Source organism: Bradyrhizobium sp. ISRA430 (assembly GCF_029909975.1).
In the GTDB taxonomy this organism is placed as follows: domain Bacteria; phylum Pseudomonadota; class Alphaproteobacteria; order Rhizobiales; family Xanthobacteraceae; genus Bradyrhizobium.
The window spans coordinates 6,753,470-6,778,446 of record NZ_CP094516.1 but is presented as its reverse complement, the minus strand read 5'-3'; the positions used below and the strand labels follow the sequence as shown (position 1 = coordinate 6,778,446).

At 59.9% G+C, this 24,977-nt stretch carries 17 protein-coding genes and 1 pseudogene; 12 read left to right on the top strand and 6 right to left on the bottom strand.

The window, feature by feature from the left end; all coding sequences use genetic code 11:
- Window positions 1-118: 118 nt before the first annotated feature.
- Entirely contained in the window at window positions 119-1,945 is a 1,827-nt protein-coding gene (gene glmS, locus MTX21_RS32250; RefSeq protein WP_280968613.1) for a glutamine--fructose-6-phosphate transaminase (isomerizing), read from the bottom strand.
- 1,027 nt (window positions 1,946-2,972) lie between these two features.
- Here glmS and gmd point away from each other — a divergent pair.
- Together gmd and MTX21_RS32240 are read left to right on the top strand one after the other, a co-directional pair.
- On the top strand, window positions 2,973-4,058 hold the full coding sequence (gene gmd, locus MTX21_RS32245) for a GDP-mannose 4,6-dehydratase (RefSeq protein WP_280968612.1): 1,086 nt from the start codon (window positions 2,973-2,975) through the stop codon (window positions 4,056-4,058).
- A complete protein-coding gene (locus MTX21_RS32240; RefSeq protein ID WP_280968611.1) occupies window positions 4,039-5,016 on the top strand; it encodes a GDP-L-fucose synthase in 978 nt (325 codons plus the stop codon). The genes gmd and MTX21_RS32240 overlap by 20 nt, the downstream gene beginning before the upstream one ends.
- Window positions 5,017-5,329: 313 nt before the next feature.
- Here MTX21_RS32240 and MTX21_RS32235 read toward each other — a convergent pair whose 3' ends face one another.
- Complete coding sequence (locus tag MTX21_RS32235) at window positions 5,330-6,469, bottom strand: MFS transporter (RefSeq protein WP_280970856.1); 1,140 nt, start codon at window positions 6,467-6,469, stop codon at window positions 5,330-5,332.
- Between the two features lie 2,167 nt (window positions 6,470-8,636).
- On the opposite strand from MTX21_RS32235, the gene MTX21_RS32230 reads away from it, so the two are divergent.
- The gene (locus MTX21_RS32230; protein WP_280968610.1) at window positions 8,637-8,807 is read left to right on the top strand and encodes a hypothetical protein; all 171 of its coding nucleotides are present in this window, start codon (window positions 8,637-8,639) and stop codon (window positions 8,805-8,807) included.
- A 56-nt stretch (window positions 8,808-8,863) separates the two neighbouring features.
- Here the strand turns inward: MTX21_RS32230 and MTX21_RS32225 are convergent, their stop codons facing one another.
- Window positions 8,864-11,968, bottom strand: coding sequence for an efflux RND transporter permease subunit (locus MTX21_RS32225; RefSeq protein WP_280968609.1), 3,105 nt, complete (start codon window positions 11,966-11,968; stop codon window positions 8,864-8,866).
- Between the two features lie 2,281 nt (window positions 11,969-14,249).
- On the opposite strand from MTX21_RS32225, the gene MTX21_RS40140 reads away from it, so the two are divergent.
- From MTX21_RS40140 to MTX21_RS32210, 4 genes are all read left to right on the top strand, one after another.
- The gene (locus MTX21_RS40140; RefSeq protein WP_348637456.1) at window positions 14,250-14,498 is read left to right on the top strand and encodes a recombinase family protein; all 249 of its coding nucleotides are present in this window, start codon (window positions 14,250-14,252) and stop codon (window positions 14,496-14,498) included.
- The gene (locus tag MTX21_RS40135; protein WP_348637455.1) at window positions 14,465-15,289 is read left to right on the top strand and encodes a recombinase family protein; all 825 of its coding nucleotides are present in this window, start codon (window positions 14,465-14,467) and stop codon (window positions 15,287-15,289) included. The genes MTX21_RS40140 and MTX21_RS40135 overlap by 34 nt, the downstream gene beginning before the upstream one ends.
- Window positions 15,210-15,905 (top strand): hypothetical protein, encoded by a 696-nt coding sequence (locus MTX21_RS40130; RefSeq protein ID WP_348637454.1) that lies wholly within the window; start codon window positions 15,210-15,212, stop codon window positions 15,903-15,905. The genes MTX21_RS40135 and MTX21_RS40130 overlap by 80 nt, the downstream gene beginning before the upstream one ends.
- A 165-nt stretch (window positions 15,906-16,070) precedes the next feature.
- Complete coding sequence (locus tag MTX21_RS32210) at window positions 16,071-17,795, top strand: hypothetical protein (protein WP_280968608.1); 1,725 nt, start codon at window positions 16,071-16,073, stop codon at window positions 17,793-17,795.
- 459 nt (window positions 17,796-18,254) lie between these two features.
- Here MTX21_RS32210 and MTX21_RS32205 read toward each other — a convergent pair whose 3' ends face one another.
- The 3 genes from MTX21_RS32205 to MTX21_RS32195 all read right to left on the bottom strand — a co-directional run bounded on the left by MTX21_RS32205 (window position 18,255) and on the right by MTX21_RS32195 (window position 19,944).
- Window positions 18,255-19,061 carry a hypothetical protein gene (locus MTX21_RS32205; protein ID WP_280968607.1) on the bottom strand — a complete coding sequence of 269 codons (807 nt, stop codon included), beginning with the start codon at window positions 19,059-19,061 and terminating at the stop codon, window positions 18,255-18,257.
- The gene (locus MTX21_RS32200; protein WP_280968606.1) at window positions 19,058-19,348 is read right to left on the bottom strand and encodes a hypothetical protein; all 291 of its coding nucleotides are present in this window, start codon (window positions 19,346-19,348) and stop codon (window positions 19,058-19,060) included. The genes MTX21_RS32205 and MTX21_RS32200 overlap by 4 nt, the downstream gene beginning before the upstream one ends.
- A gap of 308 nt (window positions 19,349-19,656) precedes the next feature.
- Window positions 19,657-19,944 (bottom strand): hypothetical protein, encoded by a 288-nt coding sequence (locus MTX21_RS32195; RefSeq protein ID WP_280968605.1) that lies wholly within the window; start codon window positions 19,942-19,944, stop codon window positions 19,657-19,659.
- Window positions 19,945-20,641: 697 nt separating this feature from the next.
- Here MTX21_RS32195 and MTX21_RS32190 point away from each other — a divergent pair.
- The 5 genes and pseudogenes from MTX21_RS32190 to MTX21_RS32170 form a co-directional block, all read left to right on the top strand.
- A pseudogene (locus MTX21_RS32190) lies at window positions 20,642-20,713 on the top strand (hypothetical protein); the annotation flags it as partial.
- Window positions 20,714-20,906: 193 nt separating this feature from the next.
- Window positions 20,907-21,464: a cytochrome c gene (locus MTX21_RS32185; RefSeq protein ID WP_280968604.1), complete on the top strand. Its 558-nt coding sequence runs from the start codon at window positions 20,907-20,909 to the stop codon at window positions 21,462-21,464.
- Window positions 21,461-22,468: a cytochrome c oxidase subunit II gene (gene coxB / locus MTX21_RS32180; RefSeq protein WP_280968603.1), complete on the top strand. Its 1,008-nt coding sequence runs from the start codon at window positions 21,461-21,463 to the stop codon at window positions 22,466-22,468. Before MTX21_RS32185 ends, coxB begins: the two co-directional genes overlap by 4 nt.
- Window positions 22,465-24,378, top strand: a complete 1,914-nt coding sequence (gene ctaD, locus MTX21_RS32175) for a cytochrome c oxidase subunit I (protein WP_280968602.1) — start codon at window positions 22,465-22,467, stop codon at window positions 24,376-24,378. Before coxB ends, ctaD begins: the two co-directional genes overlap by 4 nt.
- The gene (locus MTX21_RS32170) at window positions 24,375-24,977 is read left to right on the top strand and encodes a cytochrome c oxidase subunit 3 (RefSeq protein WP_280968601.1); all 603 of its coding nucleotides are present in this window, start codon (window positions 24,375-24,377) and stop codon (window positions 24,975-24,977) included. The genes ctaD and MTX21_RS32170 overlap by 4 nt, the downstream gene beginning before the upstream one ends.

The following is a 24,977-nucleotide window of genomic DNA, read 5'->3' as shown; positions in this document are numbered from 1 at the left end:
ACTGACTCTGCTCATCGAGCTGGATCGGCCTATGATTGACCTGTTGATACTGCGATCGCCCTCCTTGAGCTCGCCCACTCCATTAGTGGCCTCAATGCTCCGATATAACACTGCCGCCTTATTCCACAGTCACCGATTTTGCTAGATTACGCGGCTGATCCACGTCCGCGCCCCTTACGAGGGCGGTATGGTAAGCCAAGAGCTGAACCGGAATGGCATAGACCATCGGCGTAAAGCTTGCGACCATCTCCGGCAGCACAATGGTCATGAGTGTGTCCACCGTCGCTTCCAAAGCACCCTTCGAATCGGTGATCAGGATGATCTTGCCGCCCCGAGCCGCAACTTCTTGCATATTCGAGACGGTCTTCTCGAAGACCTTGTCATAAGGCGCGATCACCACAACAGGCACTGCCTCATCTATCAGTGCGATCGGTCCGTGCTTGAGCTCGCCGGCGGCATAACCTTCTGAGTGGATATAGGCAATTTCCTTCAGCTTGAGTGCGCCCTCCAACGCCAGGGGGGCCGATGTGCCACGACCGAGATAGAGCACGTCCCTTGTATCGGCGATATAACGCGCGAGCTTCTCGATCTGCGGCTCGATCAACAGCGCCGCAGCAATCAACCGCGGCACTTCGATAAGCTCACGCACAAGCTTCGATTCATCGATCTCAGACAGCTTACCGCGCTCTTTTCCCGCTGCGACGGCAAGCGCCGCCAATACCATCAGCTGGCAGATGAACGCCTTGGTGGAGGCGACGCCGATTTCTGGCCCCGCCAGCGTCGGCAGAACGGATTCGCTCTCCCGCGCAATCGTCGACGTCGGGACGTTGACCACAGATATCGTGTGCACGCCCTGGTCCTTGGCGTATCGCAACGCAGCTAGCGTGTCAGCGGTTTCGCCCGACTGCGAGATGACGATCGCGAGATCGCCCCGGCGCAAAGGTGCCTCCCTGTAGCGGAACTCGGACGCTACATCGATCTCGACAGGCAAGCGCGCCAGCCGCTCGAACCAGTATTTGGCGATGTGTCCGGCATAGCTTGCAGTGCCGCACGCGGTAATAGAGATGCGCTGAATGGATTTAAAGTCGAACGGCAATGTGAGCGGCAGGGCGACGCGCTTGGCCGCCATGTCGAGATAATGCGCCAATGTCTTGCCGGCCACTGTCGGCTGCTCGTGGATTTCCTTCGCCATGAAGTGGCGATAATTCGCTTTGTCTACAAGGAGTGACGATACGCCAGACTTTGATGTTTCCCGCTGGACGACAGATCCGTCTGAGCTATAAATCACGCACATCGTGCGCGTAAGCACGGCCCAGTCGCCGTCCTCAAGATAGGTGATGGTGTCGGTCAAAGGCGCGAGCGCGATCGCGTCCGATCCTAGATACACTTCGCCGTTACCATGTCCAATCGCAAGGGGCGACCCCTTACGCGCACCGATCAAAAGGTCGTCGTGGGCCTTGAAAAGGAATGCCAGTGCGAAGGCACCGCGCAGCCGCGGCAGCGACGCTTGTACCGCATCCTGCGGCGAGTAGCCCTTCTTGAGATAAGATTCGACGAGATGCGCCACCACCTCCGTGTCTGTCTCTGAGTTAAAATGGGCCCCATTCCGCTCCAGTTCGGCTCGCAGCTCGCGGAAATTCTCAATGATCCCGTTATGAACGACCGCGACGTTCTCCGTCGCATGCGGGTGAGCATTGCTCTCGGTCGGCTTTCCATGTGTCGCCCAGCGGGTATGACCGATGCCGGTATGACCCGACGGAGGATAATAGCGCAGCTGCTCCTCAAGGTTTCTCAGCTTACCTTCAGCGCGGCGGCGCTCGATACGGAGACCTTCGAGAGTCGCGAGGCCTGCGGAGTCGTAGCCGCGATATTCCAATCGCTTGAGCGACGCGACCAACTGCCCAACGACCGGACCACGCCCAAGAATGCCAACAATTCCACACATATCGATCAATGCAGCCCAAGTTTAAGGATTCCGACGTCCCCCTACAGGAACCCGGTCATGAAATTCGCTTGCCCGATGCTAACAGGTGTCAAGTTCGGGATTTTTCGCGGCCGCCTGTATCGCCGCCGCATTCACAAGCGTGAGTTAGATCTCTTTCAGCCATATCGCTTCGCCCGGCTACATTCCGCTTTTGGCTGCCGATCGAGTACAAACCGCGCAGCAGCTCTAGCTTGAATTGTCCTGTCTTACTGGAGACATTTTTCCGGCGCGGGTTTAAGAGACTTATCATACTCGAACCGAGGCAACTTACGCTCGGTCAAGGTTAAAGGATTAGCGTCGAAGCTCCATTGTACGAAAGTAAGCTCTCGATATCGAAACGTTCGACGAACTATACCAACGTTTGCTACTCTTTCTCACTTTGTCTCGCGTCGACCATCCACTGCCTGCCGCGAGTTGGATATTGGCAACGGCGCTGATCATGGTTGATGAGTCGACCTGCAAGACTGCGTGTTCTGTTCGGAAGTTAACAGCGCTTTGTAGACTAGGCTCTATGAGCAGGCTTGGCCGTGTGCTGGCTTGCATGTCTCATTCCGACAAATGCATTGACGAATGCGGCCTCAGCTCGTCGCTCTCCCACGCCATGACGAGACCACGCGAATGCACACATGCGCCTGAGGATAGATAAGGAGCACAGACCGTCGCTTCTATCTCATTGGAAATATCGCCCAGGGGCAAGCGCACCCCGGGCGCGCGTAACGGCGTTTTGCCATCCATCTCGCCTGCTTAGGATTATCGCATTGCCAGGGTTAGTGGGCTTCATTTTTGAGGCTCAATGTGTTGGCATCCTTCAGTACAAATATAAATCAATGTATATAGTGTGCATTCCTGCACGATCTGTATGACTGGAGCTAACGATCGCTTTCCTTTAATTGCGGGTGGAGCGCGCGTGCGCATCTAGATTTTTCGAGAAATGGCTTCGCAATTGTGTTTCAAAGCGAGGCTCTTTGCGGCGCAACCAAGGGAGACCATGGCGGCTCAGGACTCAAAGCGGCGCGTTGCGCTGGTTACCGGCGTCACCGGGCAGGACGGCGCCTATCTCGCCGAACATCTGCTGTCGCTCGGCTACGCGGTTCACGGCATCAAACGGCGGTCGTCCTCGTTCAACACCGCGCGTGTCGACCATCTCTACCAGGACCCGCATGTCGGCGAGGTTCCATTCATGATGCACTACGGCGACATGACCGATTCGACCAATCTGATCCGCCTGGTGCAGCAGATCCGGCCGACCGAGATCTACAATCTCGCCGCCCAGAGCCACGTCGCGGTCAGCTTCGAGAGCCCCGAATACACCGCCAACGCCGACGCCGTCGGCGTGCTGCGCCTGTTGGAGGCAATCCGCATCCTCGGCATGGAGAAGGAGACGCGGTTCTACCAGGCCTCGACCTCGGAGCTCTATGGCCTTGTGCAGGAGATCCCGCAGAAGGAGACCACGCCGTTCTATCCGCGCTCGCCCTACGGCGTCGCCAAGCTCTACGGCTACTGGATCACGGTGAACTACCGCGAGGCCTATGGCATGTTCGCCTCCAACGGTATCCTGTTCAACCACGAGAGCCCGATCCGCGGCGAGACCTTCGTCACCCGCAAGATCACCCGCGGCGTCGCCCGCATCGAGCTCGGGCTCGAGGACACGCTCTATCTCGGCAATCTCGAGGCCAAGCGCGACTGGGGCCATGCCAAGGATTATGTCGAGGGCATGCACATGATCCTGCAGGCCGATGCGCCCGACGATTTCGTGCTCGCCACCGGCGAGATGCGCTCGGTGCGCGAGATGGTCGAGCTTTGCTTCGCGCAGGTCGGCCGCCGCATCGAATGGCGCGGCAAGGGCGTCGAGGAGACCGGCGTCGATGCCAAGAGCAGCAAGATTGTGGTGCGGATCGATCCGACCTACTTCCGTCCCACCGAGGTCGAGCTCCTGATCGGCGATGCCAGCAAGGCCCGCGACAAGCTCGGCTGGAAGCCGAAGCGGACGTTTGCCCAGCTCGTCGAGGAGATGATGGCGAGCGATCTGGCCGAGGCCAAACGGGACGTCGCCAATGGCAAACGCACCGTTTGAACTGAAGGGCAAGAGCGTCTACGTCGCCGGCCATCGCGGCATGGTCGGCAGCGCGCTGGTGCGCCGGCTGGCGCGGGAGGACGTCAAGCTGGTCACGGTGGACCGGCGCGAGGTCGATCTCTGCAACCAGGCCGCCGTGTTCGACTGGTTCGCGAAAATGCGGCCGCAGGTGGTGTTCCTCGCCGCCGCCAAGGTCGGCGGCATCGCCGCCAACGACACGCTGCGCGCCGAGTTCATCTACGACAACATCGCGATCGCGGCCAACGTGATCCACGCCGCGCATCAAAGCGGCGCCGAGAAGCTGATGTTTTTGGGCTCCTCCTGCATCTATCCGAAGCTCGCGAGCCAGCCGCTGCGCGAGGACTCGATGCTGACCGGCCCGCTCGAGCCCACCAACGAGCCCTATGCGATTGCCAAGATTGCCGGCATCAAGATGGCGGAGGCCTATCGCAGCCAGTATGGCAGCGACTTCATCAGCGTGATGCCGACCAATCTCTACGGGCCCGGCGACAATTATCATCCCGAGTACAGTCACGTGGTCGCCGCCCTGATCCGGCGCTTCCACGAGGCCAAGCTCGCGGGCGCGAGAAGCGTGGTGGTCTGGGGCACCGGCACGCCGCGCCGCGAGTTCCTCTATGTCGACGACATGGCCGATGCCTGCGTGCACCTGATGAAGACCTACTCGGGGGCCGAGCTGATCAATATCGGCACCGGCGAGGACATCACCATCGCCGAGTTAGCACTCATGGTCGCGGCCGCCATCGGTTTTCGCGGTGAGATCAGCTTCGACACGTCGCGCCCTGACGGCACGCCGCGCAAGCTACTCGACGTCGCGCGGCTGTCCGGGCTCGGCTGGCGCGCCACGACCTCGCTTGAGGACGGCATTCAGCTGGCATACCGGGCGTATCGCGCCGACAGCGATGGACGGCACCAGAGTGATCTGCCTGTTTCGGGATAACGGCCAATCCTAGGTATCAATCGGCGGTGAATGTCCAGCCTAGCGGACTTGCCGCTCACGTAACGACCTACTTTGCTTCGCACGTGACAAGCGTTCATTGTCAACAACCAAGCTCAGTCGGACGTCAAGAACCCGAGTGACGCGCCGTATCCTAGCTACGAGGTGGCCAACCACTTGCAGGAAAAGGAGAATGGCCATGATCGAAACTTGCTGCCACCAAGTTGAGAGCTCATCGACTCTAAGCCGCTAAACGCCGACCGGGGACCGTCATTAGCCGGAATCGTGCTGGTGTCCCTTTCCTCTCGACAAAGGGTTAACGATGGTCTGTCATTATCATCCTCGCCGACAGCGTAACGATGGACATGAGCGCGCCTAACATCGCGAACGCCAAGGGCAAGCCAAAGATGTAGGCGACGAGCCCGACGCCAGCGGGCCCGACGAGTATACCCGCGTAGCCGCCTGTCGTGATGACCGCGATCGCAACGCCTGCTGGCATCACTTTCTGTTTGCCGGCACAGCGACACAGTACGGGTACAACATTTGAAATACCCAATCCAATAAGCAGGAACCCCACCATAGCAATCAACGCGACGGGCGCGGCCACCACAGCCAAGAAGCCTGTCACGATCGGCAGTGTCCCAAGCATCAATGTGGCACGGTCCCCGATTCGCGCCACCACGGCATCTCCGCTGAGACGCCCTGCGGTCATTGCGATTGAAAAGAGCATACAACCGATGCCCCCGTGCGCCTCCGCGAGAAGATTTCGCCCAACGAGAAGCAAAGCGCTCCAATCGAGCATTGCACCTTCGACAAGAAAGGTAATAGCCGCGAGCACAGCTATTAGCAACACACTGCGATGAGGCAAGACAAACAATGGCCCCTGCTGCCTCGAACCCGTCGCGAGCAAGCCCGGCCAGGCCGACACAATCGCGATCGTCATTACCGCTGAGCAGACCAACGTCGAAGAACGCGCGCCAAGCTGTAGCGAGAGGAACGAGGTCACGGCGGCAGAGCCGGTGAATTCCCCAATGCTGTACTGGGCGTGGAAGCCAGACATCAATGGACGGCCGGTGGCGCGCTCCAAGTCAATCGCATGAATGTTCATGGCTACATCGATCGAGCCGAGTGAAACGCCGAAAGCAAACAGCGTGGCACCGAGCCCGAGAGGTGTGTCGGCAATTGCAAGCCACGGCAGGATGATCGCGAGTCCAAGTCCACCCGCGAGGATAATGGGCCTGCTGCCGTACCGCGCATTCGACACGCTGGTCAAAAGCATAGCGACGACGGATCCCGTTCCGAGACAGAGCAGAAGAAGACCAAGCATGCGGTCATCCACCGCGAGCCGCTCCTTGGCGAGTGGCACCAAAGGCGCCCATGCCGCGAGGCCGAATCCGGCCACAAAAAATGCGAGCCGCGTCCCAAGCAGGCCGGCAGACCAATTGGCAGATGGTATCACGGGCGCTCCTGAGAGAACGGGCTCGTGAGCGCGGCGCCCCTCATCCTGCGTGCGTCGGCTGCAAGCGGCCCACGGCTCGACGATGTTGGCCTCAAGTTGACATTCTGTATCCCTGCAAATGCAATGCCGTCACAAAAACTGGACTACGTCACAGGGCGAGCGACAAATTGGGGTGATCGTCGAGCCCGTGGATTCGGTGTTTCGGGTGATCCTTCCCGGATGAGCTAGCCATAAGAGGGGCGACAACTTTTGCTGGTCTGCGACAACCGGAGGCGCAACGCTCACTATGGCTTTGTCGCAAAGCCTACAAACCCTGCAAAGCCAACGGCACCCCCGACGCCACTGTGTACTTGGCGCGAACACCGCTCTAGGTTTTCCGACAGCTTTTGCAAAATCGGGAGTTCTCATCGCAAGTAACGGCGCTGACTCACGAGATCAATACAAGACCGTTATCACGCGCAAGCCGTCAATGTGGCCCGATACCTTTATATTGAATTATTCCTGGTTTCCGGCGGCCAGAAAGCTCCCTGCGCCGCGCTCGCTGTGCCGTGTCTCGAGTCATCCGTTTGTCTGAACTAGCGCTTGCCGCGGCAACCACAGCTGCGGCGAGTGACTTGGCGACAATTTCAAAAGTTTAGGGCTGTCCTGGGATCCCGAATTCCGGGCGCCGGTGCGCTGGGCTGTCTTGGAGCAATCAACCAGATTTCTATGCCATTATTAGCGCCGCGGAAGAGGGCGGCGTCGCTTAGGTCCACTGCGCGCGCGCATTCGATACCGAGGTGCCCGCCGGCATCGTTCAAGCGCTTATCTTCCCAGTTCGCCGAGACCGTCGCGATGACCAAATCGGACTTTGGGTGGTAAGGAGCAAGTGTAGCAGGCACAGATCCATCAGTATCGCCGCCCCCTCACGTTAAAAGCCCAGGCGCTCTGCACTAGATCGAGCTCGATCAGCACCAGTGAACCGACGCCCGCATCAAAGCTCATGCAGATGCGTCAAAATATGTCCGGATCAAGCTGGCGCATGCGGTATGCCCCCAGCACGATGTCGAGCGTGACACTACGTATAAAAACATAGAGCGAGCTGCCGCATTCGGGAACAAGCCGAGGTGATAATAGACGAAGGCGGTCACGCTGGATTCCGCCACGCGAACCAGGGCTAGGCCGGCGCGAAATTCGTGTTTAACCAGGCCCTGATTGTCAAACCGCATCGCTAACGGACGGCCCGGAGGTAGTCGTCACCGAACGAGAGGATACCCAGCATCCACCCGAATGGCAGGCGGATCAGCCAACTTGCTTCGATAGGGCGGCGTCAACCCGCAGCTTGCAGCAGGATCACCGGGCAAAATGATCGTGTAGGTGGCGAATTTGATCCAGTCCGGCTGGAGCGAGGTCAAGGCATGGCCGCCGGGCGCAACGCCTGGCAAGACAGGCAACACGGGAAACACTCGTCTCCAACCATCGGCACGCCTTCAGATTGACGAGGAGGACGTAAACGGGAAGCAATGATCACAATGGCGGAGTTGAGAATCCGATTGATGTAGAACACCAGCGGAAGGGATACAGTGAGCGACGAAAAGCCGTTGTCGATGGCTCCATTTACAAAGGCCGCAAAACACGTCGTTGCGGCCAGAACCGCATAGCAGCCTCAAACCCAGGCATTTCCTTAAGTTTCCCACGCCGGAGGCGTCGGGTCACGCGTCAGGGAACCAGCGTCGCCATTGGTCATCAGGATTGCGGCAGAGTCTGACCATTCGCTTACCAGCTCCACCGCCGTCACAACGGCAGTGGCCGTCCCCAACTGCAGAGGTTCAGCAGTTGGTCCTACTCTCAACTTCGGTCGTACAATAGAAGCGGTGCTGCTTTTCCCAGTACCTGACTACGATCACTCAGCCATTACGTGTCAGTCTGTTGTTCGGTTTGTCGATCAATGGTTTTTCGTGTCGAAAGCCGTAAGTGCGTCGGTCATGTATGCGGGGGGTTCATGACAACGACCGTCCTCGACGCGTTCGTCCACGGAATTGAACTCGTGTCGATCAATCCTAAGGCGGTTCAAACCAGCGTTACCTTTTTTAGGTAGCAACGCGGACGCGCGTCAGACGGAAGCAAATAGCTGTCCTTCAAGAGCCCTTGGCATAAGTGGCAACGCCATCTCTTACAGGAGAGTATGAATTCTACTTCCCCCGGCGAGGTCGAGCTTTCGCGCTCCGCTGCCGTGAAGTCCGGTACAATTCACCTTAGCAGCCGCGTATCACCGACGTTGCTCTTCGCCGAGCACCTGATGGTCGCCAAGCTCGGCACCACCGGCGTGAAGATCTCGATGCGTAAGGGAGCGTGAAGCGGTCGCAGGCTCCTTCGCGTACCACACTGAGCGAACCTGGATTGATTTTTTCATCATTGCTTGGCCATCTGGGCATCAGCAGCGCCGCTGAGGTCGAGCTCGGCAGCGATCTTCGCGCGGCCGGAGCTCGCATCGGCACGATGATCGGACGCGATCGCGACATAGACCGCCGGCAGCACGAAGAGCGTGAACAGCGTGCCCACAGACATGCCCGCGACGAGCACGAGCCCGATCGAGAAGCGACTCGCGGCGCCAGCTCCCGTTGCGGTCATCAAGGGTATGAAGCCCGTGATCATCGCCGCAGTGGTCATCAAGATTGGACGCAGTCGGACACGCGCCGCCATCTCTATAGCCGAGCGACGGTCAAGTCTCTCCTTGAGCTGCAGCTCATTGGCGAATTCAACCATCAGGATGCCGTGCTTGGAAATCAACCCGACCAGTGTCAACAGTCCGATCTGGGTGTAGATGTTCATCGTCGCCCAGCCAAAGAATGGCGGGATCAAGGCGCCGACGATTGCCATCGGCACGCTGATTAGGATGATGAGGGGATCGCGCAGACTTTCGAACTGTGCCGCGAGCACCAAGAATATGATTATAAGTGCAAATGCAAAGGCAATGGCCAGTTGGTTGCCCTCGTGCACATATTGGCGCGCGTCGGCAAGGAAGTCGTGGCTGAAGCCTGCGGGCAGTTTCTTCGCCTCCGCTTCCAGGAAGTCCACAGCCTGACCGATTGTGACGCCGGGCATCGGCACAGCCTGAAAGGTCGCGCAGTTGAGCTGGTTGTAGTGGGTGAGCGCGTTCGGATCGGTTGCAGTCTCGATGGAGACTACGGTGGACAGCGGGAGCATCGAGCCCGCCGCAGTCTTCACATAATAGCTCCCGATTGCTTGCGGCGCCAGGCGTTCCTCGCGTGGCACCTGGGGGATCACCTGGTAGGAGCGGCCCTGCAAATTGAAGCGGTTGACGTAGTTTCCGCCAAGTAAGGTGGCGAGCGCGTTTCCGATGGTCTGCATGGTGATGCCAAGCTCGTTGGCCTTGGATCGATCAACCTTGATTCGTACCACCGGCTGGTTGAACTCGAGGTCGGAGTCGCTCACCATGAACAGACCGCTCTTCCGCGCGGCTTCCTTCAGCTTCGACATCTGCTCGTAGATGGATTGGAAGCCAAGCGTCGAATTGATCACCATTTGCACTGGTAGGCCATCCGAACCGCCCGGAAGTGGCGGCAAGCTAAAGGCAAACGCGTTGATGCCTTCGATTTTGGACAGCTCGGCCTGGACAAGGGACTTTAGCACGATCGATGATCGCTTGCGCTCGTCCCATGCCTTGAGCAACATTCCGGCCATGCCACTCTGCTGGCCGCCAACGCCATTGAGCACAAAGCTCAAATCAGTCTCTGGAAATTTCTGCAACGCGTGTTCGAGCTTGGCGCCGTAATAGTTGAGGTAGTCGATATTGGCGTATCTCGGCGCCTTGGTTAGAGCGAATACGATACCTTGATCCTCCTCGGGTGCGAGTTCCTTGGAAGTGTTCATATAGAGAAAGCCGACGAGGCCCAGCATGGTCAGCGCAAACAGGCCGGTAATCGGACGATAGTCGAGCGAGCGGTCGAGCTTGCGGCCGTACCATCGTGTCATGGTGCTGAAGCCGCGGTTCACAAATCTTGCAAACCGCCCCTCCTCAGCGCGCCTCAGGAAGACCGAGCACATCATCGGCGACAGCGTCAAAGCGATCACGCCCGACACGATCACCGCTCCCGCTAGCGTAAACGCGAACTCGCGGAACAGCGCACCAGTGAGGCCGCCGAGAAACCCGACTGGGGCATATACCGCAGCCAAGGTAATCGTCATGGAGACAACAGGGCCGACGATCTCGCGCGCGCCCCTTATAGCAGCCTGTAGAGGCGGCGCACCTTCTTCTAAATGGCGATGAATGTTCTCTACCACAACGATCGCGTCATCGACCACGAGACCGATTGCGAGAACCATCGCAAGGAAAGTCAGGAGATTGAATGAAAACCCCAGCGCCAGCATCATGCTGCAGACACCAACGAGCGAGAACGGAATAGTGACCACAGGAATGATGACCGACCGCAGCGAGGCCAGGAATAGGAAGATTACCACCACAACGATCACTACGGCCTCGATGAGCGTCTTCTCCACTTCATCGAGCGACGATTGAATGAATTTGGTGGAGTCGTAGGCCACTTTCATCTTCAGTGACGGCGGCAGGTTACGCTCCATTTCTGGAAACAGCGCCCGAACGCCTCGCGCTATGTTTAGCGGATTGCCTTGCGGGCTTGCCCGAACGCCGATAAAGACCGCGTGCTCGCCGTTCATTGCGACGCTAGTGTCTGTGGTCTGCGCGGCAAGCTCGACTATCGCAATGTCCTCCATGCGCACAAAGCCCCCGTCATTGGATTTGACGATCATGCGCTTGAAGTCATCGACACTCCGCAGATCCGTGTTTGCCGTGACATCGGAGATAGTGAAATAGCCCTTGGTCTGGCCGGCCGCGGCCTGGAAGTTGTTAGCGGCGATTGCAGCCGAAACTTCAGCCGGCGACACGCCGTGCCCTGCCATTTTCGCGGTATCGAGCCATAGCCGCATCGCAAAACTCTGGCCGCCCAGGATGTCTGCCGCTGCGACGCCGTCGACGGTTGACATAACGGGTTGCACAACGCGCGAGAGGTAGTCGGAGATCGCGCTGGCCGCCAGTTCCTCGCTGGAAAAGGCGATATACATGACAGCGGTGGCCTGACCGGTCGACTTAGTGACGACCGGATCGTTTGATTCCTTCGGGATTAAGTATTTGACTGAGTTGACCTTGGAGAGCACCTCGGTGAGCGCTTCGTTGGGATCAAAATTGAGCTTGATGTAGACTTGAATCGTGGAGGTACCGAGCACCGATGAGGAACTAATGTAGTCGACGCCCTCGGCGGAAGCGACTGCCTGCTCCAGGGGAGTGGTGATGAACCCCTGGATCATGTCAGCGGAGGCCCCAGGATAGGAAGTCGTGATATTGACGACCGTATTAGATAGTTTGGGATATTGCCGGATCGGCAGTACGGTGGCCGCGCGAAAGCCGATCAGTAAGATCAGGCAACTGACGACGATCGACAATACCGGACGTTTGATGAAAAGCTCGGTAAATGCCATCTCGACTCGCATTTCAAGAGGGGGATGCAAATTCGCCAGCAACTTGCGCTACGGCAATGATCGTCAATGCGGCGACTGCGCTAAAGCCCGTAGTATGAGGGAAGCGTTATCGGCTACTCTAAGAGCTCACGCGTTCCTGAGCATAACGCGCCCAATCCTCCGCTTCTCCATCCTCGTCGCTCGAATGAATATTGGCTCCGCCGTTCTGATCGCTGATCGCGATCTCGAATAGTGTCTTAAGATAAAGCCCCTGCCCTTTTGCAATCGGCCAAAGGTCCGACTCAGGATGTTCGCCTTCACACCTGATTGGAACGCAACGACTTCAAGCAAGGCATCAGTTCAGGCCTCGCGCCGCCCCATCGATCAGGGTCGATCGAAAGTACAAACAACCTGACGAGTGCTCAACCCTACAAAGGTAATTGGGCAATATGGTATGGGCTGCAAAACCTATACTAAGGTTTGTCGAAATGGGCGCTGGTCGCAGCCGCGCGAAACTTGTGAGGTTACCAGACGCAAAGTTCTCGGTCCCACAATATTCCGCAAGCACCCCCTATTGCATCGCTAACCCGCTGAACAACGTCGGATCGGAGTTCGGCCTTTGCTACCAGCTCGATAGGTCTGCCGGAAAAGTTGCCTTGAGCACTTCTTCCAGCTGAATATGCTGCGCACGGTTTGGCTACGCATTCGCCATGATAGCCCTGCGATCAGCCTTCATCTCACACGAGCCATAGCCAGCCATGGTTCGCCGCATCGTCCTATTCACAGCCAAGAACAAGACTCTCCGTTCTTACGCGTCCACATGCACGCCGGCTCGAGATCGCGCGCAACCGCAAGGCCGATCAGCTTGGTAATGACATCGACCCGTTGTTTGCGATGAATTCGAGAATGATGCTGAGCTCGCCCATAAGGGCGCACGATCTTTGCAAAGAATCGATCGAGCGGGTACGACCAATGCGAGAGCTTCGGTTCGCGGCGTTGGGGATGTCGGCTCGTAAGCCTGATGCACGTCCGCGAATTGCGCTGGTCGAGCCGGTCACGGCGATGCGACGTCTCGCACATCAAGCTCTCGACAGCGCAGCAAAACACTCATTACTCGGACGCTACTCATATGTGGCCTGCGATCCCTTCAGCAGCTACGAGGGCAAGAGGATTGTACTGTCCATCCGGTGGATCTCCGTCAGTTCCTCCACCTTTCGGTCGTGAGCCAAGGGTCCGCGCACCGGCGAAAGGCATCGATCTGCTCCAAGATCAGCAGCGACGACGCGCTGCGCTTCGCTTGGTCCGACGCCAGTCTCATCGAAACAGTCGTCTGATGGCGAAGGGGGCCTCCGAATTCGCTCAGGTCAAACCTGAAGTGGTCTCCGGAGGACGGCGACGAGCGTGTCGACCGCGTGGGTCCGGTCCATAGAGCAAGATGCCGTTTGGAAGCTGTAACCGGACCGCATGGTATCGTTCCGGATCCGAGCTTGACTCCATCACGTACTGGCGGAACTGCCAGGTTAGGCGAAAGCTTCGGGCGCGACGGCTCGGCGAGGCTGGAGACGCCCAGCGCCTACAGGAAGAACCGACCGAAACCACGGGGTCGCCGCTCGGACGGATCCATGTCTAAAGACTGATTTGCAACGAAGCGAGCAAGATCTCCGCGGCCAGGCTGCCTGCTCTCCTCCGGTTCCGCCGGCTTTACGCAATCTCCAGGCGCATAGGTCGGAGCCATAGCGGTCACACAGGCAAAAAGCATGCTTTGGTCAGTCTGGTCGTCGCCAGAACCGCCGAGACCATGTCCCGCTCGCCTGGATCGACCACCTGTCCAGGGACACTTGAGTCCTCCAACACCGCCTCGATCATACGGGCTAACTACGGATTCCATTCAGGACGAACTGGCAGCGAAATCGATAACTTGGAGTCCTCCTCGTGACGGGCCCGGCGGTTTCGATCCAGGTAATCGCCAGATGCAAAGGGTGTGCCGCCCAACAGCATCACTTCGGCGGGAGCGAAGCCGTTGGCTCCTCTCTTTTGTTCGCCGGGGCACCCGATTGCACGACGAGTTCGTAGCGACAGTTGCGCTTAGGCACCATCCGAGCATGATGCTAGAAATGATCACTTCCCCCCACCTCTTATCGATTGCCGCCAGCGCTGGTGCGTGCACCTCGTTGAGCTGCGCAATGGCCTAGAGGTTCAATCGTGCGGGACACACATCGCAAATTGTCCTTGCAGACGAATCCAGACAAGGCGATCTTACGCCTCGCGCGCGTACTTGCTCGTGTGGCCGCGAGGGAAGATCATGAAAGAGAGCTCGCCAATCGAAGAGACGACAAGGAAGAGAGCGACGATCTATGCTCGATTCTCATCCGATCTTCAGAATGAACGTTCGATTGAAGATCAGCTTTCGCTTTGTCAAAGCTATGCCGAACGGGAAGGCTTAACCGTTATCAGCACCTATGAGGATCGGGCCCGTTCGGGTGGCTCAGTCATGGGACGCGAAGGCCTTCTTCGGATTTGGACCAAGCGCGGGAGAGATCCTTTGACGTAATAATCGTCGAAGCGCTCGATCGTCTTTCTCGCGACATGGAAGATCTCGCAGGCATCCATAAGCGGCTGTCTTTTCTCGGAATCGAGATCCGGGCGGTTCACGAAGGTGTTGTCAACACCGTGCTGGTCGGCCTTCGCGGCTTGGTCGGACAACTCTATCGTGAAGACAACGCTCACAAGGTACGTCGTGGCCAAGCAGGGCGGGTCAAGCAAGGTTTGGCTGGAGGTGGCCTGACATACGGATACGCCGCGGTTGCCGGAAAAAGCGGCGAACGGGTCGTCCTCGAGGCCGAGGCACAAGTGATCCGGCGCATCTTTCAGGAATACGTGGACGGTCGAACGCCTCGCGAGATCGCACACGATCTCAACAAGGAAAGGGTATCACCTCCGCGAGGGCGCGCATGGAATGCTTCAACTATCAATGGCAACGTTGAGCGTGGCGCCGGAATTCTGCAGAACGAGCTTTATGTAGGGCGCCTCGTCTGGAACAAGGTCAGGATGGTGAAAGATCCCGACTCGGGAAAGCGCCTGTCACGACCGAATCCGAGGAGTGACTGGCAGATTGCTGAAGTGCCGCATCTTGCAATTGTCAGTCCAGAGTTGTTCACAGCTGCCCAGCAACGCAAAGGGGAGCGCAGCCACGGCCACCCCAGCCATCAACGTCGGGCCCGTCGGATGCTATCTGGCTTGTTGCGGTTCATGCGGCTCGGGTATGGCAACGAATGGACGGGACAAATCGGGGCGCGTTCGGATTCGCTGCTCGGCGGCCACCGAAAGTGGCATGTGTCCTGACGCCAAGACGTTCTATTTAGACACGGTCGAGAGTGCAGTCCTCAGCGGGCTAAAGACCGAATTGCGCGCGCCGAAGGTTCTTTCGGAGTACGTGCGCACATATCTAGAGGAGCGGAAGCGCCTCGCAGCTACATCAAATGCAAAACGGCAGCGCCTTGAGCAGCAGCTAGGGCAATTAAACCGGGAAATCGAACGACTGGTGGATGCGATTGCAAAAGGACATGGCGATCCGTCTGTTCTCGGACCGCGATCAACCGCACTGGATGCCGAACGAAAGCGGATATCCGAGGAGTTGCAGAGTGAACCGCTCGCCCCGAAGGAAGTCGCGCTGCATCCGGCCATCCTCAAACGATACGAGGAGCAACTCGGTCGGCTTGAAGAAGCGCTAGCAAAAGGTGCCAGTGCAGGCGACGGAGAGGCCGCCGAAGCCATCAGAGACCTGGTCGAGACGGTCACTGTGTTCCGCGATCCAGCGCGCCCAGGTGGTGTAGCCGTGGAGATAGCAGGCCGGCTAAATGCCCTGCTCGGGGAAATGGCCTATCCCAACCAAGTCAAAGGAGTGTGGGGAAAGGTGGTAGCGGGGGAGGGACTCGAACCCCCGACCCCAGGATTATGATTCCCGTGCTCTAACGGTTTGAGTCCTTGGCGCGGGACTTTTGCGCCGACCCGGGCCGAAATGCCCGGGAAACCCCCACCCGGTCAGGCACTTGCAGGGGCGATTTTCCGTCCCCTCGCCGCCCCTCCATGCTACGATAATGCTACGGGGCCACGGAGGTGGGCCATGTCACGCTCACGCAAATCGCCTGAGAAGTCGACGCGGGTTCTGATCACCGCCGAGATCGTGGCCGAGGCGCTGGCCCGTGCGGCGCGCGCCAAGGACTCGAATGAGTTCTACGACTACTGCGACACACAGTTGCGCTACCTGGTCCTGCGCCAGCGCGGGTCCCGCGTCGGCTGGTTCGTCCGCGTCAACGGCCAGATGAAGCGGATCGGCAACGCCAAACGCGAGCCCGGCGACGACAGTTATCTCACTGTGACGAAGGCCCGAGACAGCGCCGGCGCGCGCTACTATGCGATGCGATCGGGCAGACGTCCGCACACAAAGGGGTGGAGCTGGGCCGACCTTGACCGCGAATTCCAGGCCTCGCGCCAGGTCAAGCGCAAGAAAGGCAAGCGCGTCAGGCCGCCGGCGCCAGCCACCCTGAAGGACATCGCGGGCTGCTTCGACAAGCCCCAGTTCGCCGCCTGGCGGGCCAAGAGGCTCTCCAATCTGACCGACGTCGACCTGATCGAGCTGCTCGATGCCGTCCACCGCGAGCGAGGGCACGGCGCCTGCTGCAAGACGCTCGCCTGGGTTCGGGCCACGCTGACCTGGGCCCGTTCCGAACGAACCATCGAGAGCGGACTCGTCGGCGTCGTGCCGTGGTGGGAGGAGATCAGGCCCCCGCAGCCGTCGGCCGCTGAAATCGAGCAGATGGAGCAACGCGACCGCGATTTCAACGCTGCCCGGGAAGCGTTCAAGATCGACGCGCTCGGCAAGCTGCTCGTGATCCACGAACGGTACTGCGCCGAGCGGAGCGGAAACCGGAAGGTCTCGCCCGCGGTCCGGGCCGGCCTCTGGTGGCTGATCTTCACGCTGAACCGGAAGTTTACCTGCAGCCAGCTCAAGCGCGACGACTTGAAGTACCAAGATCCGCTCAACCCTTTGTCCACGGCCGCTCAACCATGGGGCACGGCGGAATGGCCGGCCGAGGGCGTCAAGAACAAGCGCCGCTTCATGCTCCCGATCCCGCCGTTCTTGCTTCACATCGTGCGGTGTTGCCAGCGCGACTTTGAGGTGATCGTCACCAGGAAGCGCGGCCTGCGCAGCATCAGCGGCTGGCTGTTTGCCTCCTCGCGCAGGAAGAGTCGCCGCGGACACCCTGACAACTCGGATCCTGGACTGTTTCCGAGCAGCCTCAACGGACATCTGCGCGCCATGGGCGGCCGGAAGAAGACCCGCAAAGGCGAGCGCACGAAGAACTATCTCGAAGGCTTGCCGCGCTTCTGGCCGCACCTCGTGAGAACCATTGCGACGGACTTCATGAAGGCGCAACCCGACAAGGTGTCCGGGGCCGCCGTGTCGGCCCTGCTCGGCCACGTTCTGCCGCGCGACCGCAACGAGGCGGACGACGAGATGTCGGCCGTCACGCGGGAGTTCTACCTCACCAGCCAAGAGATGCCCTTGAAGACCCAGGCGATGAAGCTGTGGAGCGACGCCGTGCTCGACGCCTATGTCAGGGCCGGAGGCACCTTGCCCATGCCGCACGAAGTCGACGAGAACGACAAGGAGAAGCTGAACTGGCCCCAGCCGAAGCTGCCGCGGATCCCTGATGCGCGGCTGCGCCCCTCGCTCGGTTCGCAGGATCGTGGCACGACCGCCGCGAGATCTCGCCGCAAACCCGCCTCACCGCCGGCGAAGCGGCGGCAGCGGCAACAAGGCCGAGACCTGCTCCGCAAGGCCTGAGCCGACCGCCGGCATCGGGCCGGGCTCCATGGATCCCGGCGATCTGTGATCGGCCAGACGCCGCGTTGTCCGTGGCGCAAACTCCATGTCACTCACAGCAAAACCTTGAATCGTAACCCATCTCACATGTCAGCCTGCGCAATCTATGATACAGGTCCGGTGTTCCGCGACGGCGGGCGGGACCGGGACCGTCCACTCCGCGACGAATGAGACGATCGGATTTGAAGTTCGGTTCGTCCATCTGGACCAGGATTGCCAGCCTCCTCATGCCGCCGCCACGCCGGTTTTCGGCGCATGGTCGATCGATGTCCATGCGTCGGTCCCGAGCGCCTGGATCTCCCAGCCACGGTCGCTCTGCCGCGGCGCGTTCCGCCCGCAACCCGCCGAATCTGCGATCCTCGGCGTGGCCCTAACGAGGTGAAAAAGATGTCGTTCATCGCTCGATCTCGATCACCACGATCATCTCAATGGACGAACTCCTGACAACTGGGTCGTCAGCTGATTGATATTGATCTGCTCGATGAGCCGATCCGCCTTCACCCGACCGGACTCCCGGAACAGCGTGCCGGCCTTGTCGCCGCGCGCAAACGCGAAAGTCAGCTTGTCCGTGTTGACCTCCGAGAACGATCCAAGAGTGCTTCCGGGTCCGACGAAACTGGTGAGCGTCCAGATCGGACCACCATTTACATTTTTCGTGACGACGAAATTGACGTACCCCCCGAAGACGCCACCGTCGTCGGAAAGCTTCTTGTCCCAAGCCACGTGCTGCGCAGTCAGGGCGAGCTCGACGGTTCGTTTGAGACCGAGTTCGCCTGCGAGATTTGTATCGGTCGGCCAGCATTCCGCCAGATTGCCACCCAGCTTTCTCACCTCCGCCGCCTCCTTTCGCAGAGCCCGCACCGAATAATAGTACTTCTGCGTGAAGTTTTGCTCGCGCGATTGGCTGAGCGCCCCGCCCAAACCGAACGCAAAGGGCGCGTTGACGTAAGTCAGAGATGGGCTGAGGCCTCCTGTATCGTTGACCGTCAGATTGAGCTGGACGGCAACGACCATGTCGTCGCCGAGCAAGGTCTCCGACATCGCGTCACCCCGCTCGATCAACTGCACCAGTTCGCAGCTCACCCGTCGCGAAATCGAATGGATGGTCGGTCCGTTCTGATCGGCCGGAATATCGAAGTTAGGAACGACCGTCGCACATCCGGAAAGCAAAACGCCAGAAAGCGAGATCCAGAGCCAGCCGCTCCATTGTCGCACAGCCTCCCTCATCTCGACCCCTCCGACACACTTCTGCAGAAGCCCACCTTGTGCGGAATCGCGTTCACGTCGCGCCTGACCTCGCCCATCGCCTCGCAAGCCGACGTCCGTCTGGTCTTGCATTGAATGGTGGTGGAGCCTGCCTTCACCTGGCAATCGCACCATGGATCATCATCAGCCGAGACTGTCGCTTCTGCTTCGATTTTTTCGAAAGCCGCATCAATCTCGGCGGACGTCGGCGGCGTCCGACCGAAATAGTACATCATCGAATAAAAGCGGCGCTGGATGCCCTGCCACATCGTGCCCCCCAGAAAATGATTTTGCCCAAAGCCGGATACTGCATGCATCCTGGAGGAGAACAATAGGCTAGCGCCCGCAGCGGTCGATTATTCCCTGCCTGCTCGGCCGCAGGTGCGCCCCGCTGCATCGCACGGCCAGCCAGCAAGGCAGGATACTACGCCGAGGGCGACTTCGAAGCACATCGATGCAGACGCACATATCTAAGAGCAGTTCGGCGCACGCAGAGATGCGTCGTCTCCACGACTCGCATGGCGACGGTGAATCGCGGTCGCGGTGCGGCTTGATCCGCCGCAGCGCACGGAGCGGATCAAAACTCGAGATCGACGTCGTTCGGGACTCTACCTTTGCGACGGATGAGTCTCGTGCCGAAGTCGTCTTCGAGCGCCACCTCCGCCAGCGCGTACTCGACAAGCTCGGTGTCGGACGTTATGCCGGATTTTTTCTTCGCAGCTGCCACCAGATCTCGGCAAACGCGGCCGCCTATCCGACGGTTTTCGCTACCGAGCAGACCAAGTTTCCGTGCCGTTTCCAGAACCGCACGCCGCCTGACGTTCGGCTGTCCCGGTCCGCTTGGACTCTCGCGGGTCGACTTCAAAATGATAGATCTCCTGCTTGGAAAATAGAGATTTGGCAACGGGTTCAATGTCCTTATGGCCCTATAGACGTCAATCTTTCCCGGCCTGACGAACAATTCGGAAAACACGCTGCCGAACCCGCGGGGGTCGCTTGCGCGATCACCTCAAAGGACCCCGATGGAGACACGATCACAGCTATCCGGCTCGAATTGACCCAAACTGACCCCCCAAGGGAACCACTAACCCCGGACTGAACACCAGAACCATTTTGCGGCCAGATCCAGACCAAACGGAAACGACAGATCTAGCCAGGGTCTTTACCGGATGGGTACATTGAAGGTGGCTCACGAGAGCCTGCGAAGTCTTCGAAAAGAAGATTGTCTAGCCGGTGCAGATAGTTAGCGCCTTGGCGCTCCCCCAGCGGACACGGACCAAGCCTAATCCGGCACATGACCCCACATCATGCGCAAGGCATCGAGCTTGTACGGATCGCGGCCGAGCGCGCACACCGCATTTGCAGAAGCTCGCCATGCTGATGGTCGCAAGCCAGACCGGCAAGAACGGATTTTTCGAGACTTGGTGGCTGAGCTGGTTTCGATACGGAGACGCCGGATTGCAGCGCCGAGGAGCGCGCTGTCATGCCGGCCTTTCTGACGCCGGCCGAGATGCCGCAAGAGCGCGCCGCCCGAGCACTTCGACGCGGTCTTCATCGAGACGATGAGCCGTCTTCACAAGGGCGCGGTGAAAATGGCTGACCAGATGTGGCACAGCCGGGGTGACCCGCGCCTGCGCATCATGGCGCATGCCATCCGCCATGAGCAGCAAGGCGAGATTGCTCTGATGCGCAACCGGCACGGCCGCGGTCGCGACCGCCTTCCGCAACATGCTGGACGACAATGTCAATTAGCCGGCAGGAACTTCGGCCGGACATGTCGATTGACGTTTATAGCTCGCCTGCCCCCTAGACGACCAGATGAAGCGGATGACCGGCCTTCTCCTTGGTCTTGCGACCGCTTTGGCGGGATGCCAGCGCGAAGAACGGCAATTGCGGCTCGATCCGCCGGTCGCGGATGCGCTGGACAAGATTGCGCTGATGCCGAACGGCATCAGCGGCGCGCCACCGAATGTCTATTACGCGCTCGGCCGACCTTACGAGGTCAACGCCTACAATCTCAGCCAAGGCAAGCGGCTGTATTCCTGGTTTGGCTGCAAGGCCTGCCATGGCGACGGCAAGGGCGGCAGCGGGCCGGGCTTCCTCGACGGCTGGTGGTACTACGGTCCCGAGATGGTTTCGATCTTCGCCTCGATCCGCGACGGCCGGCCGCACGGCATGCCGGCCTTTCGCGACAAGATGACGACCGAGGAGATCTGGCGGCTCGCAGGCTATGTCCAGACCATCGGATCCTATGAAGGCAAGACGGCGGCGCCCAGCCGCAACGACGAGAAACAGACGCGACCTGCCGAGAATCGCGCGCCGGCGAAGATCCTCTTCGATCAGGGGCCGACGCCGCTCCATCCGGATCAGGGGCCGACGCCGTGATCCGGCACGTTCGAACAGCCTGTCACTGCGCCGTGCTTGCGGCACTGCTCGCTGGATGCGGCGGCTGGCAATCCGTGCTCGAACCGCATGGCGTCTCCGCAATCAGCCTGAGACATCTCATCATCCTGATTGTTGCCGTCTGCTCCGTGGTCTGGATGCTCGTGATGATCGCATTGATCGCTGCGCTCTGGCGCAATCGCGACAACAGCCCGGCGTCACCCGGTCCGCAAAACGAGCGCCGTATGACGATCGCAGTCACCGGCGCTGCCATCGCCACCGTGCTCATGATCTCCACCTTCACTATCATGAGCTTCTTCGCGACGCGCGCGCTCAGCGTCGCAGGACCGGACGATCTGACCATCCGGGTGCGCGGCCTGCAATGGTGGTGGGACGCAGAATACATCGGCCCCGATCCATCGCAGCGATTCGAAACCGCGAACGAAATTCATATTCCCGTCGGCCGCAACGTGCGTCTCAAGCTCGAAGGGCTCGACGTGATCCACTCGTTCTGGGTGCCGAGCCTCGCGGGCAAGCAGGACCTTATTCCGGGTCGCCCGAACGAGCTGACAATTCGCGCCGAACGCGCCGGCGTCTACCGCGGTCAATGCGCCGAATTTTGCGGCATGCAGCACGCTCATATGGCGCTGCTCGTATTTGTAGAGACGCAGGACGATTTCGATAGATGGGCGAATGCGCAGCGGCGGGACGCGATCCAACCGGCGGCAGAGGAGATCGCCGCGGGCTTGCAGACATTCTTGGCAAAACCCTGCGCGGCCTGCCACACCATTCGTGGTACCGCGGCGGGCGGCACCACGGGACCCGACCTGACCCATGTCGGCAGCCGCCGCACCATCGCAGCCGGGCTGTTCGAGACCACGCGCGGCTCGCTCTCCGCCTGGACTGCTGATCCCCAGACGATCAAGCCCGGCAACAATATGCCTATGGTGCCGCTTACGCCGGACGAGCTGCGCGCCGTCTCCGCCTATCTGGCGAGCCTCAAATGAGCGGTCCCGCGACGGCACCCGATGCGCGCGACATCGAGCTCGAACGTTCGCGCTTGACCAGCGCGCTCGCCGAGACTTGGAGGACACCGTCCGGCTTCTTGGGCGCGCTCGCAACCGTTGATCACAAGATCATTGGCCGGCGCTACATCTTCACGGCATTCATCTTCCTTTCGCTTGGCGGCGTATTGGCGGCCCTAATGCGAATCCAGCTCGCGCAACCCGAAGCGCGCCTGCTCGGGCCTGATCGCTACAATCAGATCTTCACCATGCACGGCGCGAACATGATGTTCCTGTTCGCTGTCCCGGTGATGGAGGCCGTCGCGGTCTATCTTGTCCCGCTGATGGTTGGCACCCGCAACATCGCCTTTCCGCGGCTCAACGCCTTCTCCTACTGGATCTATCTCGCCGGCGGCATGCTGCTCTGGATCGCCTTCGCGCTCGACATGGCCCCGGATGTCGGCTGGTTCGCCTATGTGCCGCTGTCCGGCCCGCAATATGGCGCCGGCAAACGCGCCGATATCTGGGCGCAGATGATCACCTTCACAGAGCTGTCTGCGCTCGCCGTCGCGGTCGAACTCATCGTCACCATCTTCAAGCAGCGTGCGCCGGGCATGACGCTCGACCGCATTCCGGTATTCGTATGGGCGATGCTGGTGACGTCATTTCTCGTCATCATGGCGATGCCGGCGATCGTCGTCGCGAGCAGCAGCCTGATCCTGGACCGGCTCGTCGGCACGCACTTCTATAATCCGGCCGAAGGGGGCGACGTGCTGCTCTGGCAGCATCTGTTCTGGTTCTTCGGCCATCCTGAGGTCTACATCATCTTTCTGCCTGCCGCCGGCATGGTCTCGACCATGATCGAGCCCTTCGCGAGGCGGCCAGCCTTCGGCTACCTCCCCCTGGTGATGGCTCTGATCGCGACCGGTATTCTCGCCTTCGGCCTGTGGGTGCATCACATGTTCGTCGTCGGGCTGCCGCGGCTCGGCGACAGCTTTTTCACTGCATCCAGCATGGCCATCGCCATTCCCGCCAGCATCCAAGTGTTCTGCTGGCTGGCGACGCTATGGGACGGCAAGCCCGTGTTCAAGGCACCGCTCCTCTTCATCATCGGCTTCATCGTTACTTTCGTGATCGGCGGGCTCACGGGCGTCATGGTGGCTTCCGTGCCGTTCGACACACAGGTCCACGACACCTATTTCGTCGTCGCACACTTCCACTACGTGCTGATTGGCGGCGCTGTGTTTCCGCTGCTCGGTGCGATCCACTACTGGTTTCCCAAGATTACTGGGAAGATGATGAGCGAAAGCCTCGGGCGATCGTCGTTCTGGCTGATCTTCATCGGCTTCAACGCGACCTTCTTCCCGATGCACATCCTCGGCCTTCAAGGCATGCCGCGCCGGATCTACACCTATCAGCCTGACCTGCCGTGGCATGGCCTGAACCTGTTTGTCAGCCTGAGCGCAATCTTCCTGACGATCGGCTTCCTGCTCTTCTTCGTCAACGCGATTAGCAGCCTGCGCGGTGGCGTGACCGCGTCGGACAATCCCTGGGATGCACCAACCCTCGAATGGGCAACAACCTCGCCGCCCCCGAGTTACAATTTCGCGTTGATCCCGGTCGTCGGCGGACTGCACCCGGTCTGGGAAAACCGCGACACGCTCTCCGTCGCCGATGGCCTGCGCAGCGATCGCCGCGAACTGCTTGTGACCTCGCTCGCGACCTCCGAGCCGCAGGTGCGCGAAGCCTCGCCGCAGCATTCGATCTGGCCGCTCTGGGCCGCGCTCGCCACAACCGTGATGCTGATCTGGTCGATCTTCTCGCCCTGGGCCGTGGTCTGGGGCTCGATCCCCGTCGCGATTGCACTGATCGGCTGGTTCTGGCCCAAAGGCACGCCGGAGGACGAGGCATGAGGGAGCGGATCATGCTCGATCTCGGCAAGCTGCCGCTCCATGGCCTGGGCACAGCCAGCGTCACCTGGTGGGGCACCCTCGCGTTCATGCTGATCGAAGGTACTGGCTTCGCGCTGGTCATCGCCGTCTATCTCTATCTGATGAGCCTGGCTGCAACCTGGCCGATCAACGCGCCGCCGCCGGACCTGCTTCCTGGCACGCTGCTGACGCTCATCCTCCTGGCCAGCCTCATCCCGAATATCCTGATCTCGCGCTGGGCCGGGCAGCAGGACCTGCGCAAGGTCAGGACCGGTATCGTCATCATGTCGATCTTCGGCATCGCGCCACTGGTCGTGCGTGTCTTCGAGTTCCCGGCGCTCAGGGTCAGTTGGGATACCAACGCCTACGGCTCGGTGGTCTGGACGCTGCTCGGCCTCCACACCACGCACATCATCACGGAGCTCGTCGACACCTTGGTTCTCGCGGCGCTGATGTTCACGCGGCACGGCCGCAATCCGCGGCGGCTCGGCGACGTCCAGGATAGCGCGATGTATTGGAACTTTGTCGTCGCGACCTGGCTTCCGATCTATGGCTGCATCTATTGGCTCGCACGGCTATGA

Excerpts from the sequence above, each read along its gene's own strand:
- glmS (WP_280968613.1), bottom strand. The coding sequence starts at position 1,945 with ATGTGTGGAATTGTTGGCATTCTTGGGCGTGGTCCGGTCGTTGGGCAG.
- gmd (WP_280968612.1), top strand. The coding sequence starts at position 2,973 with ATGGCGGCTCAGGACTCAAAGCGGCGCGTTGCGCTGGTTACCGGCGTC.
- MTX21_RS32240 (WP_280968611.1), top strand. The coding sequence starts at position 4,039 with ATGGCAAACGCACCGTTTGAACTGAAGGGCAAGAGCGTCTACGTCGCC.
- MTX21_RS32230 (WP_280968610.1), top strand. The coding sequence starts at position 8,637 with ATGAATTCTACTTCCCCCGGCGAGGTCGAGCTTTCGCGCTCCGCTGCC.
- MTX21_RS32225 (WP_280968609.1), bottom strand. The coding sequence starts at position 11,968 with ATGGCATTTACCGAGCTTTTCATCAAACGTCCGGTATTGTCGATCGTC.
- MTX21_RS40140 (WP_348637456.1), top strand. The coding sequence starts at position 14,250 with ATGAAAGAGAGCTCGCCAATCGAAGAGACGACAAGGAAGAGAGCGACG.
- MTX21_RS40130 (WP_348637454.1), top strand. The coding sequence starts at position 15,210 with ATGGCAACGAATGGACGGGACAAATCGGGGCGCGTTCGGATTCGCTGC.
- MTX21_RS32210 (WP_280968608.1), top strand. The coding sequence starts at position 16,071 with ATGTCACGCTCACGCAAATCGCCTGAGAAGTCGACGCGGGTTCTGATC.
- MTX21_RS32205 (WP_280968607.1), bottom strand. The coding sequence starts at position 19,061 with ATGAGGGAGGCTGTGCGACAATGGAGCGGCTGGCTCTGGATCTCGCTT.
- MTX21_RS32200 (WP_280968606.1), bottom strand. The coding sequence starts at position 19,348 with ATGTGGCAGGGCATCCAGCGCCGCTTTTATTCGATGATGTACTATTTC.
- MTX21_RS32185 (WP_280968604.1), top strand. The coding sequence starts at position 20,907 with ATGACCGGCCTTCTCCTTGGTCTTGCGACCGCTTTGGCGGGATGCCAG.
- ctaD (WP_280968602.1), top strand. The coding sequence starts at position 22,465 with ATGAGCGGTCCCGCGACGGCACCCGATGCGCGCGACATCGAGCTCGAA.
- MTX21_RS32170 (WP_280968601.1), top strand. The coding sequence starts at position 24,375 with ATGAGGGAGCGGATCATGCTCGATCTCGGCAAGCTGCCGCTCCATGGC.